General features: G+C 69.7%; 18 protein-coding genes. 8 read left to right on the forward strand and 10 right to left on the reverse strand.

From position 1 onward, the window contains the following. From BGO22_RS11505 to BGO22_RS11520, 4 genes are all read right to left on the reverse strand, one after another. Window positions 1–481 (reverse strand): amidohydrolase family protein (locus BGO22_RS11505; RefSeq protein ID WP_286850941.1); only part of this gene is annotated, 481 nt, incomplete at its 3' end. Between the two features lie 44 nt (window positions 482–525). Next, complete coding sequence (locus BGO22_RS11510) at window positions 526–1437, reverse strand: amino acid ABC transporter substrate-binding protein (RefSeq protein ID WP_070397217.1); 912 nt, start codon at window positions 1435–1437, stop codon at window positions 526–528. Window positions 1438–1586: 149 nt separating this feature from the next. After that, complete coding sequence (locus BGO22_RS11515; protein WP_070397216.1) at window positions 1587–2501, reverse strand: LysR substrate-binding domain-containing protein; 915 nt, start codon at window positions 2499–2501, stop codon at window positions 1587–1589. A gap of 60 nt (window positions 2502–2561) precedes the next feature. After that, a complete protein-coding gene (locus tag BGO22_RS11520) occupies window positions 2562–4412 on the reverse strand; it encodes an ABCB family ABC transporter ATP-binding protein/permease (RefSeq protein ID WP_070397215.1) in 1851 nt (616 codons plus the stop codon). A gap of 37 nt (window positions 4413–4449) precedes the next feature. Between BGO22_RS11520 and BGO22_RS11525 the strand changes: the two genes are divergently transcribed. Next, window positions 4450–4899, forward strand: coding sequence for an acyl-CoA thioesterase (locus BGO22_RS11525; RefSeq protein WP_070397214.1), 450 nt, complete (start codon window positions 4450–4452; stop codon window positions 4897–4899). A gap of 16 nt (window positions 4900–4915) precedes the next feature. Here the strand turns inward: BGO22_RS11525 and mepK are convergent, their stop codons facing one another. From mepK to BGO22_RS11550, 5 genes are all read right to left on the reverse strand, one after another. Continuing rightward, window positions 4916–5479, reverse strand: a complete 564-nt coding sequence (gene mepK, locus BGO22_RS11530) for a peptidoglycan L,D-endopeptidase MepK (protein ID WP_070397213.1) — start codon at window positions 5477–5479, stop codon at window positions 4916–4918. Continuing rightward, complete coding sequence (locus BGO22_RS11535) at window positions 5476–7056, reverse strand: L,D-transpeptidase family protein (RefSeq protein ID WP_070397212.1); 1581 nt, start codon at window positions 7054–7056, stop codon at window positions 5476–5478. The genes mepK and BGO22_RS11535 overlap by 4 nt, the downstream gene beginning before the upstream one ends. A 43-nt stretch (window positions 7057–7099) precedes the next feature. Next, window positions 7100–7894: a crotonase/enoyl-CoA hydratase family protein gene (locus BGO22_RS11540; protein WP_070397211.1), complete on the reverse strand. Its 795-nt coding sequence runs from the start codon at window positions 7892–7894 to the stop codon at window positions 7100–7102. A 79-nt stretch (window positions 7895–7973) separates the two neighbouring features. Next, a complete protein-coding gene (locus tag BGO22_RS11545) occupies window positions 7974–8354 on the reverse strand; it encodes an AtuA-related protein (RefSeq protein WP_070397210.1) in 381 nt (126 codons plus the stop codon). Next, window positions 8351–9754 (reverse strand): acyclic terpene utilization AtuA family protein, encoded by a 1404-nt coding sequence (locus BGO22_RS11550; protein WP_070397209.1) that lies wholly within the window; start codon window positions 9752–9754, stop codon window positions 8351–8353. The genes BGO22_RS11545 and BGO22_RS11550 overlap by 4 nt, the downstream gene beginning before the upstream one ends. A gap of 270 nt (window positions 9755–10024) precedes the next feature. Between BGO22_RS11550 and BGO22_RS11555 the strand changes: the two genes are divergently transcribed. The 7 genes from BGO22_RS11555 (at window position 10025) to BGO22_RS11585 (ending at window position 18089) form a co-directional block, all read left to right on the forward strand. Next, a complete protein-coding gene (locus tag BGO22_RS11555) occupies window positions 10025–10900 on the forward strand; it encodes a branched-chain amino acid ABC transporter permease (protein WP_070397208.1) in 876 nt (291 codons plus the stop codon). Between the two features lie 9 nt (window positions 10901–10909). Continuing rightward, window positions 10910–11986: a branched-chain amino acid ABC transporter permease gene (locus tag BGO22_RS11560; RefSeq protein ID WP_070397207.1), complete on the forward strand. Its 1077-nt coding sequence runs from the start codon at window positions 10910–10912 to the stop codon at window positions 11984–11986. 130 nt (window positions 11987–12116) lie between these two features. Further along, on the forward strand, window positions 12117–12941 hold the full coding sequence (locus tag BGO22_RS11565) for an ABC transporter ATP-binding protein (RefSeq protein WP_070397206.1): 825 nt from the start codon (window positions 12117–12119) through the stop codon (window positions 12939–12941). After that, window positions 12938–13726 (forward strand): ABC transporter ATP-binding protein, encoded by a 789-nt coding sequence (locus BGO22_RS11570; RefSeq protein ID WP_070397205.1) that lies wholly within the window; start codon window positions 12938–12940, stop codon window positions 13724–13726. The genes BGO22_RS11565 and BGO22_RS11570 overlap by 4 nt, the downstream gene beginning before the upstream one ends. A 22-nt stretch (window positions 13727–13748) precedes the next feature. Continuing rightward, entirely contained in the window at window positions 13749–15605 is a 1857-nt protein-coding gene (locus BGO22_RS11575; RefSeq protein ID WP_070397204.1) for an AMP-dependent synthetase/ligase, read from the forward strand. A 38-nt stretch (window positions 15606–15643) separates the two neighbouring features. After that, window positions 15644–16807, forward strand: a complete 1164-nt coding sequence (locus BGO22_RS11580) for an ABC transporter substrate-binding protein (protein WP_070397203.1) — start codon at window positions 15644–15646, stop codon at window positions 16805–16807. A gap of 106 nt (window positions 16808–16913) precedes the next feature. Further along, complete coding sequence (locus tag BGO22_RS11585) at window positions 16914–18089, forward strand: ABC transporter substrate-binding protein (protein ID WP_070397202.1); 1176 nt, start codon at window positions 16914–16916, stop codon at window positions 18087–18089. A gap of 113 nt (window positions 18090–18202) precedes the next feature. On the opposite strand, the gene BGO22_RS11590 is transcribed toward BGO22_RS11585, so the two are convergent. Next, window positions 18203–19600, reverse strand: a complete 1398-nt coding sequence (locus BGO22_RS11590) for a sensor histidine kinase (protein ID WP_070397201.1) — start codon at window positions 19598–19600, stop codon at window positions 18203–18205. Between the last annotated feature and the right edge of the window lie 235 nt (window positions 19601–19835).

A 19835-nucleotide genomic window follows, 5' to 3' on the forward strand; every position in this document is an offset into this window, starting at 1 on the left:
CCTGGTCGATGAACACCGCCTCGCGGTCGAACAGGTCGATGTCGGCGGACGTGACCTCGCCATGCACCAGCAGCTTGAGGCCTTCGCGCTGCATGGCCTCCAGGGTCTTGTGGGTCTTGCGGATGTCGGTCACGCCCGCGTCGCTGTTGGTGGTGGCGCCGGCGGGGTACAGCTTGAGGGCCACGACACCGGCCGCCCGGGCGCGCGCGATTTCCTCGGGCGGCAGGTTGTCGGTGAGGTAGAGCGTCATCAGCGGCTCGAAGGCCACGCCGGCGGGCACGGCCGCCAGGATGCGCTCGCGGTAGGCCTGCGCCTGCGCCGCCGTGGTCACCGGCGGCTTGAGGTTGGGCATGATGATCGCGCGGCCGAACTGGGCGGCGGTGTGGGGCACCACGGCCTGCAGGGCGATGCCATCGCGCACGTGCAGGTGCCAGTCGTCGGGGCGGGTGAGGGTCAGGGAGTCGGGGGTGGCGGCGCTCATGGTGCCGCGATTGTCGCAGCCACCACGGATGGCTTCGGCCGGCCTCAGGGCACCTGGTCGGTGGGGTACTTCCAGAAGTCGCGCAGCAGGTAGCTGATGGGCAGGTTCATCGGCAGGTTGTTCGGCGGGATCGGCTGCTCGAACCAGCGCTGGTAGATGGCGTGGATTTCGTGGCTATAGATCAGGCGGCGCATTTCATCGTCGATGATTTTCTTGAACGCCGGATCGCCCTTGGGCAGCATGATGGCCAGCGGCTCGGTGGTGATGAAGCGGCCCACCACCTTGAGCGCCTTGGGGTCGGGCCGGGTGGACGCCAGTCCATAGAGCAGCACGTCGTCCATCACGAAGGCCTGCGCCTCGCCGCGCTCCACCATCTGCACGGCTTTCTCGTGGTCCTCGGTCTCGACGATCTCGAAGCGCAGGCCCCGCTCGGCCTGGATGCGCCGCACCGCGGCCAGCGGCGTGGTGTTGCGGGTCACGGCCACGCGCTTGACCTCGGGCTGGTCGATGCGGTCGATGCCGCTGTTCGCCTTGACCAGCATGCGCGCGCCGGTGATGAAGTGGGGAATGGTGAAGGCCACCTTCTCGCGCCGTTGCGCGTTGTTGGTGGTGGAACCGCATTCCAGCTGGGCCTTGCCGGTCTCGATCATCTCGATGCGGTTGGCCGGGGTGAGCTGCAGGTACTCGATCGGCAAGGCCGGCAGCGCCAGCCGGGCCTGCACGGCGGCGGCCAGGCGGCGACAGACGTCCACCGCGTAGCCGATGGGCCGCTTGTCGGGGCCCAGGTAGGAAAACGGCACCGAGGATTCGCGGTGGCCGATCACGAGGCGCCCCTGTGCGCGGATCTGCTCGATCACGGGACCCGAATCGCTGGCCGGCGCGGGCCCGGCCCACGCCAGGAGGACCAGCGCGGCCAGCGCCGCGCGCAGGGCAAGCAACAAGGGGGGCTGGGGCATGGCGGGCGTCCTCACGGTGTGTCCTGCGTCCACGAAGGGCGGGACGATACGTCGCGCCGGCGGGTCGGCCGCTACCGCGAATGCGGTATTTCTTCTGAGGAACGTGCCAACGGAAGCGCCGCCCCGATCGGCGGCACCCGGGGGAAGCCTCAACCGAGCAGGTCGCTCAGCCGGTTCCAAAAACCGATGGCGGCCCGCTTGCCCTTGCTGGTGTCCATGGGGCGCGTGCGGTACAGGCGGATATCCAGCGTCAGCGTGAGGCCGTCGGCCGCCGGCACCAGGCGCCGGCCCGCCACCTCGTTGCGCACCGCGCTGGCGGGCAGGAAGGCGATGCCATGCCCCTCGACGGCCATGGCCTTCAGGCCCTCGGCCATGTCGGTTTCATAGACGCGCTCGAGCTGGCTGGCCAGTGAGGTGTCCTTGAGCAGGTGCTCGACAGCGCGGCCCAGGTAAGCCCCGGGCGCGTAGCCCAGGAAGGGCTGCGCCTGGCCACCGGGCGAGGGCAGCGCGTACAGCGGCCCGCCCTGGGCGTTGGGTCGGCTGTAGGGCGCCAGCACCTCGGTGCCCAGGGGCAACATCTCATAGCGCGAGGTGTCCAGCTGGATGGGGTGCGCCGCGTGGTGGTACGCGATCAACAGGTCGCAGCTGCCCTCCACCAGGCGCATGACGGCGTCGTGCACGTTGAGCGCGATCAGCCGGCTTTTCACCGGGCCGACCGTCTCGCGCAGGCCGGACAGCCATTGCGGGAAAAAGGTGAAGGCCAGGGTGTGCGGCACGGCGAACTCGATGACGTCCTGCGCCGCCGCCGTGTGCGCGCGCAGCATGGCGCGCGTGGTGTTGAGGGTCTGCAGCAGGTCCAGCGCCTGCTCGTACAGGGTCTGGCCGGCCGGCGTGAGCCGCGTGGGGTAGGAGGAGCGATCGACGAGGTCGGTGCCGGCCCAGGCCTCCAGCGACTGGATGCGGCGGGAAAACGCCGGCTGGGTGACGTGCCGCAGCTGGGCCGAACGGCTGAAGCTGCGGGTCTCGGCAAGACTGACGAAGTCTTCCAGCCACTTGGTTTCCATGGCGCGCGATTATGGTGGTGTGGCGGGCCGACACCCGCTGGGGTTTTCTCGATCCGGGGCTCAGTCGTTGCCGGCTTGCTGCAGCGCCCACATCCGGGCGTAGGCGCCGCCCCGCGCCACCAGGTCGGCGTGGCGCCCGCGTTCGACGATCCGGCCGTTCTCCAGCACCAGGATTTCGTGGGCGTCGACCACCGTGGACAGGCGGTGCGCGATGACGAGCGCGGTTTTGTGGCGCGCGGCCTGGCGCAGTTCCGCCTGGATCGCCCGCTCGTTGGCCGAGTCCAGCGCGCTGGTCGCCTCGTCGAAGATCATGATCGGCGGGTTCTTCAGCAGGGTGCGGGCGATCGCCACGCGCTGCTTCTCGCCGCCCGACAGCTTGAGCCCGCGCTCGCCCACCATGGTGCGCCAGCCCTGGGGCAAGCGCTCGATGAAGCCACGGATGTGCGCCGCCTCGGCCGCCGCCACCGCCGCCTCGTGCCCGGCCTCGGGCCGGCCGTAGAGGATGTTGTATTCGATGGTGTCGTTGAAGAGCACCGTGTCCTGCGGAACGATGCCGATGGCCTCGCGCACGCTGGACTGCGTGACCTCGGCGATGTCCTGGCCGTTGATCGTGATGCGGCCTTCCCCATTGGCCCGGTTGCTGGTGTCGTAGAAGCGGTAGAGCAGGCGCGCCAGCGTGCTTTTGCCCGAACCCGAGGGGCCCACCACCGCCACCGTCTTGCCGGCCGGGATGTCAAAGCTCAGGCCGTGCAGGATCTCGCGCGCGGGCTCGTAGGAGAAATGCACGTTCTCGAAGCGCACGGTGGGCGGCCCGTCGAGCACGAGCGGCTTCGCGCCGGGCGCGTCGGCCACCTCGCGCTCCTTCTCGAGCAGCGAGAACATCTTCTCCAGGTCGGTCAGGCTCTGCTTGATCTCGCGGTAGAGCACGCCCAGGAAACCCAGCGGGATGTAGAGCTGGATCATGAAGGCGTTGATCATCACGAGGTCGCCCAGCGTGAGCTTGCCGGCCACCACGCCGTTCGTGGCGCGCCACAGCATGAACACCAGCGCCACCGCAATGACCAGCTGCTGTCCCGCGTTCAGCAGCGACAGCGTGCGCTGGCTCACCAGGCGCGCGCGGCGCAGCTTCTGCAGGGCCTCGTCGTAGCGCGTGGCCTCGTAGTGTTCGTTGTTGAAGTACTTGACCGTTTCGTAGTTCAGCAGCGAATCGATGGCGCGCGTCTGGCCGGCCGATTCCAGTTCGTTCATGCGGCGGCGAAACTGGGTGCGCCACTCGGTCACCACCACGGTGAAGCCGACGTACAGCACCAGGGCCGCCAGCGTGATCCACACGTAGCCCATGTCGAACTGCGTGCCCAGCAGCGTGAGCACCAGCGCCACCTCGATCAGCGTGGGCACGATGCTGTAGAGCGAGTACGAGATCAGCGATTGCACGCCGCGCGTGCCGCGCTCGATGTCGCGCGTCATGCCGCCGGTCTGGCGCTCCAGGTGGAAACGCAGGCTCAGGCTGTGCAGGTGGCCGAACACCTGCAGCGCGATGTGGCGCGTGGCACCCTCGGTGGCCTTGGCGAAGACGAGTTCACGCAGCTCGGTGAACAGGCTGGTGCACAGGCGCAGGCCGCCGTAGGCCAGCAACAGGCCCAGCGGCACCACCAGCAGGGCCTGGGCGCTGCCCGGCGGGATGTTCATGGCGTCCACCAGCTGCTTGAGCAGCACCGGCACGCCCACGTTGGCGAGCTTGGCCGCCACCATGAAGGCCAGCGCGGCGATCACGCGCCATTTGTATTGCCACAGGTAGGGCAGCAGGCGCCGCAGGGTGGCCCAGTCGGAGCGGCGGGCGGGCGCCGCGGCGGACTCGCCGGGCGCGGACGGCAAGGCCACACGGCCTTGGGTGGGGGTATCGGGACGCATGCAAGACAATCGTGGGAGTCAGCCGGAGATTGTGCCCATGCCCACCGATTCAAGCGCCGCCCACGCGCCTTTGCCCTCTTTGCCCTCGGACCACCGCGAACTGGTGCTCAAGGTGATCCCCATGCCGGCGGACTGCAACGCCAACGGCGACATCTTCGGCGGCTGGGTCATGGCCCAGGTCGACCTGGCCGGCGCTGTGCTGCCGGCGCGCTTCGTGCGTGGGCGCATGGCCACGGTGGCGGTGAACCAGTTCATCTTCAAGCAGCCGGTGCGCGTGGGCGACATCCTCAGCTTCTATTCGCAGGTCACGCGCATCGGGCGCACCTCCATCACCGTGATGGTGGAGGTGTTCGCCGAGCGCATTTCCTCGCAGGGCCAGTACCTGAAGGTGACCGAGGCCAGCCTGACTTATGTCGCCATCGACCTGGAGGGCCGGCCCCGGCCGATTCCCGCCGACGCCAAGTCGGCCTGGACGGCGCCGGCCTGAGCGCGGGCGGGGGCGCTCAGCCGCCCCAGCGGCGCACGCGCCCGGTGTCGATGTGCACGAACTGCTCGCGTGGGTAGAAGCCCACGCCGCCGGCCTGCAGCGACAGCGCGGCATCGCGCAGGTCGGCCAGCGGCACGCCGGGCAGGCGCACGTCGATGGCGCGCCCGTCCATGTGCAGGCTGCGGGTGGCCACACCGCCGCCCCGCGTGGCCTTGAGGTGTGCGTTGGTGAGCGGCGAGCGGTAGCCCGATACCACCTGGTACGGCCGCTCGGTGCCCAGCACCCGGCGCAGGGCGTGCAGCACGTCGTGCAGGCCGGGGTCGATGTGGCCGACATCGCCCGAGTAGTGGTCGCGCAGGAAATGGTCGAGCCGGCCCAGGGCCTCGGGCAGGTAGTCGGCACCCGTGGCGTAGACCAGGTCGATGCGCTCGTGCGTGTGCAGGTGGTCGAAGGCCAGCGCGCGCTGGGGCGCGGCCCACACGTGCCGGGGCAGGGCGAGCAGCGGCGCGGCCACCGCGGCGCCCAGGCCTTGGCGCAGGAAACGGCGGCGAGAGGCAGGGAAGAAGGGACGGTCGTTCATCGGGATGGCTGCGGTTGGGGCCGGGGGCGGGCGTCGAGGGCGGCCTGCAGCCGCGCGTCGTGACCATACACGTCGGCGAAGAAGTGGGGGCGGCCCTGCTTGACGAGCACCGTGCCGTAGGCGATGAGCACCGGCAGCGGGTCGCGCAGGGCGACGTGGGTGGACGTGCCGGCGGCCATCTGCTCGCGGATGCGCGCTTCGTCCCAGCCGGGCATGCCCGCCATCACGAAGCGCGCCAGCGCCACCGGGTCCTCCACGCGGATGCAGCCGTGGCTGAAGTCGCGCCGTTCGCGCGCGAACAGGCCGACCGAGGGCGTGTGGTGAAGGTAGATGTTGTCGCGGTTGGGGAAGACAAACTTGATGTCGCCCAGCGCATTGGCCGGCCCCGGGCGCTGGCGGATGCGCAGCCGGCCGGCCAGCACCGCGTCGAGCTTGGCCGGGCTCAGCACGGTGTCCACGCTGCCGTCGCCGCCGACGAACTCGAAGCCCTGGCGCACCCAATGGCCCGGGTCGCGGCGCAGGCGCGGCACCGTCTCCTGGCGCGCGATCGATGGCGGCACGTTCCAGTAAGGGCTGAACTCGATGCTGCGCAGGCGTTCGTCGAACAGCGGGGTCTCGTGGCCCACGGCCTTGCCCACGATCACGCGCATGCTCAGGCGCACCTCGATGCGGCCGTCCACCACTTCGTAGGCGCGCAGCACGTACTCGGGGATGTTGACCACGATCATGCGCGGCCCTTGCAGCAGGGGTGTCCAGCGCAGGCGCTCCAGGGTCAGCGCCGTCTGGCGCGCGCGCGCCGCTGGCGGCACCTCCAAGGCCGCCAGCGTGGCGGCGCCGAGCACGCCATCGTCCGTCAGGCCATGGCGCCGCTGGAAGGCCCGCAGGGCCTCGAGCGCGGCGCCATCGAGGCGGTCGGACAGCGGCGCGCCGCCAGCCAGGTCGCCCAGCAACGCCAGGCGCTGGGCCATCGCGGGCAGGCCCGCCCAGCTGCCGCCCGGTTCGAGTTTGGGCGAGCGCGCACCCGCCGGCCGCGGCAAGGGCGGCAGGCGCCGCGACCAGGCGGGGTGGCCGGCCAGCGCGTCCATGTCGCGCAGGACCTTCTGCAGCTGGCCATAGATTGGCAGCGGGGGAACCGCCGCCCGCACCGCCGCGTCGAGCCGTCCCTGGGCCAGGGCGTCGGCCAGCGCCTTCGCCGGGTCGAAGGCCCTCGGCGCCACGCTGAAGCGCTGGTGCACGGCGCGGGGATCGACGCGGCCGAAGGCCAGGTCGTGCAGGTAGCGGCGCATGGCGGCGCCCAACTCGGTGGCGAACCGGGCGCCGGCCGCCCCGTCCGGGCGGGCCAGCGCCTCGCCCAGCTGCCGCTGGAGCGCCTCGGCCTGGTAATCGCCCGGATCGAGGCCGTTCGCCCCCGCGCCGGCCAGCAGGGCCAGGGCCTGGCGGGCCAGCGGCTCGTTCCAGGCCTGGCCGCTGCCGGCCTCGACCCAGGTGGCGGCCGCGGCGGGGTCCAGCCACCAGGGCCAGGCGCCCAGGGCGAGCAGCCAGTGGCGGCGGCGCCAGGAAAACGAAGCCAGGTGCATGGCGGCATTGTCCCCGACCGGGCGGCCGCGCCCGGGCCGCGGGTCAGAACCGGCCGTGGCGCCCTTCGCCCGCCGCGAAGCGCTGCGCGCCTTCCAGCGCGTCGGGGATGCGCGCCTGGCCGCGCCGCCATTCCTGCTGCAGGGCCTCGCCCAGGGGCAGGTCCCACTGCGCGTAGGCGCTCTCGCGGTCCGCGAGCATCGTGGCCTGCGGGAAGCCCGCGAGCTGGCGCGCCAGCGCGATGGCCGCCTCGCGCGCCTGGCCGCTCGGCACCACCCGGTTGGCCAGGCCGATGCGCAAGGCCTCGTCGGCCTCGACCTTGCGGCCGGTCAGGATCAGGTCCATGGCGTGACCCATGCCGATCAGGCGCGGCAGGCGCACGGTGCCGCCATCGATCAGCGGCACGCCGAAGCGGCGGCAGTAGACGCCGAAGTAGGCGTCGGCCTCCATCACGCGCAGGTCGCACCACAGCGCCAGCTCCATGCCACCGGCCACGGCCGCGCCGCTCACGGCGGCGATCACGGGCTTGGACAGGCGCAGGCGCGAGGGTCCCATGGGGCCGAGGGCGCGCGCGTCGGCGCTGTCGAAGTCCAGATCGGCCAGGGCACCGCCCTCGCCGGCCCGCGCGGCGCGCGCGCCGAACTGCAGGTCCCAGCCGGCGCAGAAGTGGCCGTGCGCGCCGTGAAAGACCGCGACCCGTGCCGCGGCGTCGTCCTCGAAGGCCAGGAAGGCCGCGTGCAGTTCGCGCGCGGTGGCGCTGTCCACCGCGTTGCGCACCTCGGGGCGGTCCAGGGTGACGACGCGGATGCCGTCGTCGAGGGATTCGAGGCGGACGGTCATGCGATCCGGCGCCGGGCCGCCCCAAGCCGGATCAGCCCCCTCGGGGGGCAGCGACCCGCGCAGCGGTGGAGCGTGGGGGTCATGCCTCGCCCCACCAGCCCACGCGCGGCTGCTGCAAGGCGGCTTCCAGTTCGGCCGCCTCCACCTCGATCTCCAGCCGCAGCAGCGCCGCCGCCATGGCCTTGCCCAGGTTGTCCAGGCGCAGGTTGCGGGCGCCGCCGCCCTGCAGCGCCCCCTTCAGCACGAACTTGAGCGCCAGGATGTTCGGCAGCGCCCAGGCCTCCACCGCGCCCGGCAGCCAAGGCGCGAAGTGCGCGCGCACGCGTTCGGCCGTGACCTCCCGCGCCAGCAGGGCGTAGCCCGCCGGGTTCCAGGCGAACAGGCCAAAGTCCACCCAATCGGCTTTGTCGCCGCTGCGCGCGTGGGCGATGCGCGCCAGCGGAATGCGGACCCGGCTCATGCGGCTTCTCCCATGAACGCCACCTGGACACCCGCCTCCACCTCGCCCCGGTCCACCAGCGTGGGCCAAATGCCCAGCAGCTCGCTCACGTTGTGCAGCCCGGTGAAGCCGCAGGTGTAGGCCGGGCCGCTGAGACCCATCCAGGGGAACAGGCGCCCGAAGCCCTCGGCCGCGGCCTTCTCGGGCGTGCGCAGCACCAGCCGCGTCCAGATTTCGTTGAGCTGGTTGAGCGCGTCCACCGCCGGCAGCGGCGCCAGCGGCCCATGGGCGGAGTTCAGGCCGGGGTACTCCACGTACAGCTCGTCGTGCGGCACGCGCCGCTCCTTCAGCTGGGCGCGGATGGTCGCCTGCGCCTGCTGCGACTTGTCCCAGGCGTCGGGCCAGGAGAAGCCCCAGGTCACCTCGGCCTTGTAGCCGTCGCGGAAACCCGCCACCACCTTCAGCCGCTCGCTGGGCGCGCGGCCACGCGCGCCGGTCAGCCGCACGCGGTCCTGCCCGAGGTCTTCCAGGTGGATACCGCTCATGTCCAGCACCACGTCGGGGCTGTGGTAGGCGTGCGGGTCGTGCACCTCGTACAGCAGCTGCTGGCGCACGGTGTCGAAGTTCACCCGCCCGCCGGTGCCCGGCGCCTTGGTGATGAGCGCGCGGCCATCGGCCCAGACCTCGGCGATGGGGTAGCCGATGTGCGCCAGATCGGGAATGGACTGCCAATGGCCCTGCGCGCCGAAGTTGCCGCCGCTGCCCTGCCCCGAGCACTCCAGCAGGTGGCCCACGGTGAGGCCCTGCGCCAGGCGGTCGAGCGTCTCGCCCTCGCCCTCGCGCGCGCCGTCCAGGCGCCAGCCGTGCGCGTGCGCGATCGGGCCCAGGAACAGCGCCGCGTCCGCCACCCGGCCGGTGATGACGATCTGCGCGCCCCCGTCCAGCGCGCGCACGATGGGCGCGGCGCCCAGGTAGGCGTTGGCGAACACCAGCCGCTCCCGCACCGACGCCACCGGCGCGCCGGTGAACAGGTGCTCGAAGGCGCCGCCGGCCGGGTCGGCCAGGCGCGGCAGCACGTCGTCGCCGCTGACCACCGCCACGCGCGCCTTCAGGCCCTTGGCGGCGAAGGCGGCCAGCACCGCCTGCGCCGCGCCCTGCGGGTTCAGGCCGCCGGCGTTGCAGACGAAGCGCACGCCCTGGCGCTGCATCAGCGGCCACAGGCGCAGCAGCAGCGGCACCACGTCGCGCGCGTAGCCCAGGCCGGGGTCGCGCTGGCGGTCCTTCTGCAGGATGGCGAGCGTGAGTTCGGCCAGATGGTCGCTGGCGATGAACTGCACGCCACCGCGTTCGATGCTCGCGGCGATGGGCTCCCAGGCGTCGCCGTAGAAGCCCAGGCCGGCGCCGATGCGGACTGATTTCATAAAAGATGTTCGTGAACCGGGTGCCATCCAGAGGCGCCGAGGAACCGGCTTTGCCGCGCCTCAGGTGCCGCCCCTTGAGGGGTCGCGCGAAGCGCGGCGGGGTGGTTGTCATCTTCATGGCGCCTGCGCGACTGCCGATGGGGGAGAACCCCTAGCGGCAGTCCCGGGGAGGACAGCTATAAATCTTCGACCCCTGCGGTGCGGCCCGCTCCCAAGCTTGCAGCAAGCTGCGCACCAGCCCCGGGGCAATACAAGACAGGAGACGGTTCCGTGCAACTGCTGCAACTGCTGATCAGCGGGGCGGCCCAGGGATGCATCTACGGCCTCATCGCGCTGGGCTTCGTGCTCATTTACAAGGCGACCGAGACCGTGAGCTTCGCGCAGGGCGACCTCATGATGGTGGGCGCCTTCGGCGGCCTGCTCACCATGACGCTGCTGGGTTTCCCGTTCTGGCTGTCCGTCGTCGCCGCCGTCGTGGGCATGGGCCTGTTCGGCATCGTGCTCGAGCGCCTGGTGATCCGCCCCATCCTGGGGCAACCCGCCTTCTCCATCGTCATGCTCACCATCGGGGTGGGCTACCTGCTGCGCGGGCTCATCACCATGATCCCCAACATCGGCACCGAGACACACACCCTGCCGGTGCCCTACGCGGGCCAGGTGCTCAAGCTGGGCACGCTGGTCATCTCGGCCGAGCAGATCGTGGTGATCGGCGCCACCGCCGTGCTGTGCGCGCTGCTGTTCGCCATGTTCCGCTACAGCAAGCTGGGCGTCGCCATGCAGGCCTCGTCGCAGAACCAGCTGGCGGCCTACTACATGGGCATTCCGGTCAAGCGCCTCAACGGCCTGGTGTGGGGCCTGGCGGCGGGCGTGGCGGCCATCGCGGGCCTGCTGCTGGCGCCCATCACCTTCGTGCACGCCAACATGGGCTTCATCGGCCTCAAGGCCTTCCCGGCGGCGGTGGTGGGCGGCTTCGGCAGCCTGCCCGGCGCCATCGTGGGCGGACTCATCATCGGCATCGTCGAGGCCATCGCGGGCTTCTACCTGCCCGAGGGTTTCAAGGACATCGCGCCCTACCTCGTGGTGCTGATCATGCTGGTGCTCAAGCCCAACGGGCTGTTCGGCGAGAAGCTGCGCAAGAAAGTCTGAGGCCGAACGATGCGATTCCTCTTCAAGACGAACTACGACCAGGACATCCGGCTCGCCAAGCACGGCGGCCACGTGTTCTGGTACGGCCTGCTGTGCCTGTTCCTGCTGGCCGCGCCCTGGGTGATCGACGAGTACTGGCTGGCGCAGCTCACCTTCGTGCTGATCTACGGCATCGTGGGCCTGGGGCTGATGCTGCTGGCCGGCTTCACCGGCCTGTTCTCGCTCGGCCACGCGGCCTTCCTGGGCGTGGGCGCGTACACGCAGGCCGCCCTGGTCAACGCGGGCGTGCCTTTCCCCATCGCCCTGGCCTGCGCGGGCCTGCTGGCGGCGGCGGTGGGCGTGGTGGTGGGCCTGCCGGCGCTGCGCGTCAAGGGCATCTACCTGGGCATGGCCACGCTGGCCTTCGGCTTCATCGTGGAAGAAGGCATCGCGCGCTGGGAGTCGGTCACCGGTGGCAACAAGGGCCTGATGGTCAACCCGCCCCAGCTCTTCGACTGGGCGCTGGACTCCACCAACGAGTTCTACTTCCTCTGCCTGGTGGTGTGCGTGCTCAGCACCCTGGCGATCGTGAACCTGATGCGTTCCTCCACCGGCCGCGCCTTCGTCGCCATCCGCGACTCGGAGATATCGGCCCAGAGCATGGGCATCCACCTGGCGCGCTACAAGACCCTGTCCTTCGCGCTGTCGGCCGCGCTGGCGGGCCTGGGCGGCGCGCTCTACGCGCACAAGATCCAGTTCCTATCGCCCGAGCAGTTCTCCATCATCCAGTCGATCGACCTGCTGCTCATGGTGGTGATCGGCGGGCTGGGCTCCATCCACGGCGCTTTCCTCGGCGCCATCTTCCTCATCGTCATGCCGCAGCTCATCGCGCTGGGCAAGGACACCCTGCCCGAGGCCATCGGCCAGTCCGCCGGCCTGCAGGGTGCGGTCTACGGCGCGGTGCTGATCGCCTTCGTGCTGTTCGAGCCCATGGGGCTGTACGGGCGCTGGCTCAAGGTGCGCGCCTACTTCCAGCTCTTCCCGTTCTACCGCCAGGGCATGTTCAAGCGGCAGAAGTCGTTCCAAAAGTCGGACCGCCTGAAATGAGGACCACCCCCGCAGCGCCTTCGGCGCTTCCCCCCTCAAGGGGGCGGCGCCCGCGGCCCGGCAAAGCCGGTTCCGCGGCACCTCCCGATTCCGCGCCTGCGCGCGTTGCGTTGTCGGCAAGAAGAACCGTATGAGCAATGTGCTTCTCTCCGCCAAGAACCTCAGCGTGCGCTTCGGCGGCGTGCTGGCGGTCAACAACGTCAGCTTCGACGTGAAGAAGGGCGAGGTCTTCACCCTGATCGGCCCCAACGGCGCGGGCAAGACCACGGTGTTCAACCTCATCAGCCGCATCTACACGCCCACCACCGGCGGCATCGACTACGACGGTCCCGCCGGCCCGGTGCGCCTGACGGACCAGGCGCCGCACAGCATCGCCCGCCTGGGCATCGCGCGCACCTTCCAGAACATCGAGCTGTTCGAGCACGCCACCGTGCTGCAGAACCTGCTGATCGGGCGCCACACGCACCGCCGCACCGGCCTGTGGAGCGAGATCTTCTTCACCGGCAAGACCCGCGCGGCCGAGGTCGAGGCGCGCGAGAAGGCCGAGCAGGTGATCGACCTGCTGGACCTGCAGCACCACCGCGAGAGCCTGGTGGCCGGCCTGCCCTACGGCGTGCGCAAGGTGGTGGAGCTGGCGCGCGCCCTGTGCACCGAGCCGCGCCTGCTGCTGCTGGACGAGCCCTCCTCCGGCCTGAACGTGGAAGAGACCGAGGACATGGCCTTCTGGATCACCGACATCAAGAACGAGCTCGGCATCACGGTGCTGATGGTCGAGCACGACATGAGCCTGGTGTCCAAGGTGTCCGACCGCGTGCTGGCCATGAGCATGGGCACGGAACTCGCCACCGGCACGCCGGCCGAGGTGCAGAGCCACCCGGGCGTGATCGAGGCCTACCTGGGCAGCGTGGACGACGTGTCCAGCCTGCGCCGCGAGAACCACAAGGTGACGTCATGAGCGTGCCCACCAGCGACGCGCCGGTTCTCAAGCTGTCCAACGTGGAGAGCGCCTACGGGCCCATCAAGGCCATCCGCGGCGTGAGCCTGCAGGTGCGCCGCGGCGAGATCGCCACCGTGCTGGGCAGCAACGGCGCGGGCAAGACCACCATCCTCAAGACCATCAGCGGCATCATCGACCCGCGCAAGGGCACGGTGGAATTCAAGGGCCAGGACATCACCGCGCAGGACCCGGCGCTGATCGTTCAGCAAGGCCTGCTGCACGTGCCCGAGGGGCGCGAGGTGTTCCCGCTGCTGAGCGTGCGCGACAACCTGCTGATGGGCGCTTACACCCGCAAGGACCGCGACGGCGTGGCGCGCGACATGGAAATGGTCTTCGGCTACTTCCCCATCCTGAAGGAGCGCGCCGCGCAGGACGCCGGCCTGCTCTCGGGCGGCCAGCAGCAGATGCTGGCCATCAGCCGGGCGCTCATGGCCAACCCCGATCTGGTGCTGCTCGACGAGCCCAGCCTGGGCCTGTCGCCCAAGCTCACCAAGGAGATCTTCGAGATCGTGGTGCGCATCAACCGCGAGCGCGGCACCACCATCCTGCTGGTGGAGCAGAACGCCAACATGGCGCTCAACGCCTCCGACTACGGCTACGTGCTGGAGAACGGACGGATCGTGATGGAAGACACCTGCGCCCACCTGCGCGAGAAGGACGACATCAAGGAGTTCTACCTCGGCATGAAAGAAGCCGGCGTGCGCGCCGACCGCCGCTGGAAGAAGAAGAAGAACTGGCGCTGAGCGGCGACGAAGGGGACACGACATGAGCTACCTCTGGGACCTCTCCCACATCCAGCCCCAGACGGCCAGCGTGCTGGACGGCGACACCATTCCCGCGATGTTCTGGAACGCCGTGCGCGCGCGCGGCCCGAACGTGTGGATGCGCCAGAAGGACCTGGGCCTGTGGCGCAGCTGGACCTGGACGCAGACCGGCCAGGCCGTGCGCGAGATCGCCCACGGCCTCATGGCCCTGGGCTTCGCGCCCAAGGAAACCGCGTCCATCCTGTCCAACACCACCATCGAGTGGGTGCTGGCCGACCTGGCCGTGCTGAGCGCGGGCGGCGTGGCCAACGGCATCTACCCCACGGACGCGCCCGAGCAGGTGCACTACCTCTGCGAGGACTCGCGCACCACCGTGCTGTTCGTGGAGGACGAGGAGCAGCTCGACAAGGCCCTGGCCGTGCGCGCCCAGCTGCCACTGCTGCGCAAGATCGTGGTGGTCGACATGGAAGGCCTGCGCGACTTCCACGACGACCAGGTGATCAGTCTGGACGCCCTGCGCGCCCTGGGCCGCAACCACCTGGCGCAGCACCCGCAGATGCTGGAACAGCGCGTGGCCGGCGTGGGCCCGGACGACCTCGCCATCCTGGTCTACACCTCGGGCACCACGGGCAAGCCCAAGGGTGCCATGCACTCGCACAAAGGCCTCGTCTACACCGTGCGCGGCTACAACGCCATCCTGCCGCGCTACGACAGCGACGAGTGCATGTGCTTCCTGCCGCTGTGCCACATCGCCGAGCGCATGGGCGGCGAGTACTTCTCGCTCTACACCGGCGCGCGGCTGAACTTCGTCGAGAACCCCGAGACCGTGCCCGAGAACGTGCGCGAGATCGCGCCCACGGTCTTCACCGCCGTGCCGCGCGTGTGGGAGAAGTTCTACTCGGGCGTGATGATCGCCCTGAAGGAAGCGAGCCGGCTGCAGCAGGCCGCCTACGCCTGGGCCATCGGCGTCGGCCAGCGCGTGGCCGATCACGTGCTCAAGGGCGAGGCCGTGCCGGGTGGCCTCAAGCTGCGCTTTCGGCTCGCGCGCCTGCTGGTGCTCGACAACGTGCGCAAGCTCATCGGCATCCACCGCTCGCGCTTCCTCGTCACGGGCGCGGCGCCCATCTCACCCGACCTGGTGCGCTGGTACCTCGCGCTGGGCGTGCCCATGCTCGAGGTCTGGGGCATGACGGAGACCTGCGGCGCCTCCACCGGCGTGCCGGCGCAGCGCATCAAGCCCGGCAGCATCGGCCCGGCGGCGCAGTACAACGAGGTCCGGCTCGACGCCGCCACCGGCGAGATCCTGGTGCGCGGGCCCAACGTCTTCATGGGCTACCTCAACCTGCCCGAGAAAACCGCCGAGACCATCGACGCCGAGGGCTGGCTGCACACCGGCGACGTGGGCGTGGTGGACGAGGAAGGCTTCTTCCGCATCACCGACCGCATGAAGGACATCATCATCACGGCCGGCGGCAAGAACATCACGCCCAGCGAGATCGAGAACGAGCTGAAGTTCTCGCCCTACGTCACCGACGCGGTCGTCATCGGCGATCAGCGCCCCTACCTCACGGTGATCATCATGATCGACCAGGAGAACGTCGAGAAGTTCGCGCAGGACAACGACGTGCCCTTCTCCAACTACGCCAGCCTCACGCGAACGGCCGAGGTGCAGCAGCTCATCCAGGGGCTCATCGACGCCACCAACCGCAAGTTCGCGCGCGTCGAGCAGATCAAGAAGTTCTGGCTGCTCGACACCCAGCTCACCGCCGAGGACGAAGAGCTCACGCCGACCATGAAGCTCAAGCGCAAGCTCGTGCAGAAGAAGTACGCCGAGCAGATCGAGGCCATGTACCACTGACGCCGCCCCGCGCGGCACCACCCGAGGAGACCCGCGCCGTGAAGACCCGCAACACCCTGACCGCTTTCGCGCTGGCGCTGTCGGCCAGCGCCGCCCTGGCCCAGTCGCAGGGCGTGAGCAAGGACGAGATCGTCCTCGGCTCCATCCAGGACCTCTCCGGCCCGCTGGCCGGCTTCGGCAAGTCCGTGCGGCTGGGCATGGTGCTGCGGGTGGACGAGATCAACGAGCAGGGCGGCATCAACGGCCGCAAGATCCGGCTGCTCGTCGAGGACTCCAAGTACGACCCGCGCAACGCCGTGCTCGCGGCGCAGAAGCTGGTCAACCAGGACAAGATCTTCGCCATGGTGGCCCACATCGGCACCGCGCAGAACATGGCCGCCATGCCGGTGCAGTTCCAGAAGAACGTCATCAACTTCCTGCCCGTGACGGCCGCGCGCGAGATGTACGAGCCCTTCCACCGGCTCAAGTTCGCCAACATCGGCCCGTACTACGAGCAGATGCGCACCTTCCTGCCCCGCATGGTGCAGGAGAAGAAGCCCAAGGCGGTCTGCGCCATCTACCAGGACGACGAGTTCGGCCTGGAGGTGCTGCGCGGCGCCGAAGAAGGCCTCAAGGCGGTCAACCTGCAGATGGTCGAGAAGACCTCGTTCAAGCGCGGCGCCACCGACTTCTCCTCGCAGGTGGCGAAGATGAAGTCCGCCAACTGCGACTTCATCGTGCTCGGCACCATCATCCGCGAGACCATCGGCACCATCGCCACGGCGCGCAAGCTGGACTACAACCCCACCTTCTTCGGCTCGCAGGCGGCTTACACCGACCTCATCCACAAGCTCGGCGGCCCGGCCATGAACGGCCTGTACGCCACCATGACGACCCAGCACCCCTACCTGGACGAGGCCTCCCAGCCCATCCGCTTCTGGGCCAACAAGTACAAGACCAAGTTCAACGAAGACCCCAATGTCTTCTCGGTCTACGGCTACAACGCCATCGACATCTTCGCCCGCGCCGCGGGCAAGGCCGGCGCCAACCTCAACACCGACAGCTTCGTCAAGACCATGGACAGCCTGAGCGTGCCGACCGACATCTTCGGCTCGCCGCCGCTCAGCTTCAGCCCGCAGCGCCGCTACGGCAGCATGGCGATGCGCCTGTCGCAGATCCAGGACGGCCGCTGGAAGGTCGTCTCGGACTATGTGAACAACTGAGCGCTCGCCTCGGGCCGGTGCGGCGGGAAGGGTTTTTCCGCATCACCAGCCCGGTCAAAGACCCCATCATCCCCGCAGAAACGACAACCCACCGGAGACGACAGCGATGAAAACGACACTGAGTCTGATCGGCGCGGCCATCGCGCTGAGCACCGGCGCCGCCATGGCGCAATCACAGGGTGTGAGCAAGAACGAGATCGTGCTCGGCTCCATCCAGGACCTCTCCGGTCCCATCGCCGGCTTCGGCAAGCAGGTGCGCCTGGGCATGATGCTGCGCGTGGACGAGGCCAACGAGCAGGGCGGCGTCAACGGCCGCAAGATCAAGCTCATCGTCGAGGACTCCAAGTACGACCCGCGCAACGCCGTGCTCGCGGCGCAGAAGCTGGTCAACCAGGACAAGATCTTCGCCATGGTGGGCCACATCGGCACCGCGCAGAACATGGCCGCCATGCCGGTGCAGTTCCAGAAGAACGTCATCAACTTCTTCCCCGTGACGGCCGCGCGCGAGATGTACGAGCCCTTCCACAAGCTCAAGTACAGCTTCGCCGCCACCTACTACGACCAGATGCGCGTCGCGGTGCCCAAGCTGGCCAAGGAGAAGAACGCCAAGAAGGTCTGCACCATGTACCAGGACGACGAGTTCGGCCTGGAGGTCAAGCGCGGCGCGGAAGACGGCCTCAAGGCCAACGGCATGACGCTCGCGGTGGAGACCACCTACAAGCGCGGCGCCACCGACTTCGCCTCGCAAATGCAGAAGCTGGCCTCGGAGCAGTGCGACATGGTCGTGCTGGGCACCATCATCCGCGAGACCATCGGCGCCATCGCCACGGCCAAGCGCCTGGGCTTCAACCCCACCTTCATCGGCTCCAGCGCGGCTTACACCGACCTCATCCACAAGCTCGGCGGCCCGGCCATGAACGGCCTGTACGCCACCATGACGGTGCAGCACCCCTACCTGGACGCGGCCTCGCAGCCCATCCGCTTCTGGGCCAACAAGTACCAGACCAAGTTCAACGAAGAGCCCACGGTGTTCTCGGTCTACGGCTACCTGGCCATCGACGCCTTCATCCGCGCCGCCACCAAGGCCGGCCCCAACCTCAGCACCGACAGCTTCATCAAGGCCATGGACACCATGACCATTCCGCCCGACATCTTCGGCAGCGCCGAGCAGACCTTCGGCCCCACCAAGCGCCTGGGCAGCAACGCCACCCGCATCTCGATGCTGGACAACAACCGCTGGAAGGTGGTCACGGAGTACATCAACACCACCACCGGCAAGTGAGTCCCGGCTGACGGTTTCCTGAGCATTCGCGCCGCCCGCTCGACGGGCCATGCGCGGCAGCCGCCGGTGTCGCAAGCCCCGGTGGCTTTTTTTTGCCGGGGCCACGCCGCCGCTCAGGCGGCGGGCAGCGTCCACCAGAAGCGCGCGCCCTCGCCCACCCGGCCGCAGGCGCCCACCTCGCCACCGTGCTGCTGCACCACGCGGCGCACCACCGTCAGGCCCAGGCCGGTGCCGGGCACCGCCTCGCCGGCCAGGCGGCTGAAGGGCTTGAACAGCTCGCCGGCGCGCGCCTCGTCGAAACCCGGGCCGTTGTCGCTGACGGCGAAACGCCAGGCCTGGTCCTCGCGCTGCGCGCCCACGTCCACCGCCAGCCCGGGCCGGCCCTGCCCGTACTTGAGCGCGTTGCCCACCAGGTTGGTCACCACGTGCGCCATCAGCCCGCGGTCCACCGCCACCACGGGCAGCGGCCCCACGCGCACCGCCTGGCGCGCGCTCGGGTATTCCATGGCCAGCTGCTCCACGCATTCGCGCACCAGCTCGCCGAAGTCGACCTGCGCCTTGTGCAGCGCCTGCTGCTCCACGCACGCCAGGTCCAGCAGGTCGCTCACCATGCGGCTGGCGCGCAGGGACTCGTGGCCCAGCTTGCGCACCAGGGGCAGGGCCTGGGCCGGCTGGCCTTCTTCGATGGCCTCGCGCGCCATCTCGCTCAGGCCGTGGATGTTGCGCAGCGGGCCGCGAAGGTCGTGCGAAACCATGCCCGAGAAGGCGCGCAGGCCCTGGTTGATCGCCTCTAGCTGGGCCGTGCGCTCGTGCACCGTGCGGTCCAGACCATCGGCCAGGCGCTGCAGCGCGGCCTCGGCCTGTTCGCTGCGGCGCAGTTCGCTCGCCAGCCGGCGCGCGTCGCGCTGCAGGATCAGCGTCAGCACGAAGAAGTACACCAGCACGATGGGCAGCGGCGTGATCTCCCGAAACGTCCGCACGTCCAGGCCCACGCGGATGGCCAGCAACAGCAGCAGCGGCTGCACCAGCAGCGCCGCCGCCAGGGCGAACTGCCCGCTCCAGCGGTCGTGCCACCAGCGCCACAGCAGCCACAGCGAGGCCGCCACGAGCACCCCCGATGAAGCCAGCGGGCCGCGGAAGGGGTTGTCGCCCAGCGCCCTCACCAGCCCCACCACCCAGACCAGGCCCAGCGCACTCAGCCAGGCAAAACGCCACCCCTGGCGGCGGGCGCCAGGCGTCAGGTAGGTGTGCAGCCCCACCAGCAGGGCGGTCAGCGCGAACACCACCACCGCGGCGGCCGGGCCGCCGATGCCCTCGGCCCGCACGCCGAAATGCAGCTGGGCCACCCGAAAACCGAGCTGCGCGAGCCCGAACAGCACGGCCGAGCCCGCCAGCCAGCGCACGTAGGGCCAGGACGCCCGGTTGGCGTAGGCGATGAAGATCACCCCCAGCAAGGCGACCATCGCCCCGGTCATGAACCGCAGGTCGCCAAAGAGTGAAAGCCAGCCCATGCGTGCTCCGAAACCGCAACGCCGCGAGTGTGACAGACGGATACATCTCCGCCAGCGGGTTCTCACCGAACGGGCGGCGCAAGCGGCCGCCGGTGCATCGCACAATGCCCAGGATGGCCCCCGACACCGCCCTCCGGCTCGCCGACGCCCTGCTCGCGCTACACGTGGGGGTGGTGCTGTTCGTGGTGGGCCTGCTGCCCCTGGTGCTGCTGGGCGGCGCCCTGGGCTGGCGCTG

Origin of the sequence: Hydrogenophaga sp. 70-12 (assembly GCF_001897365.1) — a bacterium.
GTDB classification, from domain to species: domain Bacteria; phylum Pseudomonadota; class Gammaproteobacteria; order Burkholderiales; family Burkholderiaceae_C; genus Hydrogenophaga; species Hydrogenophaga borbori.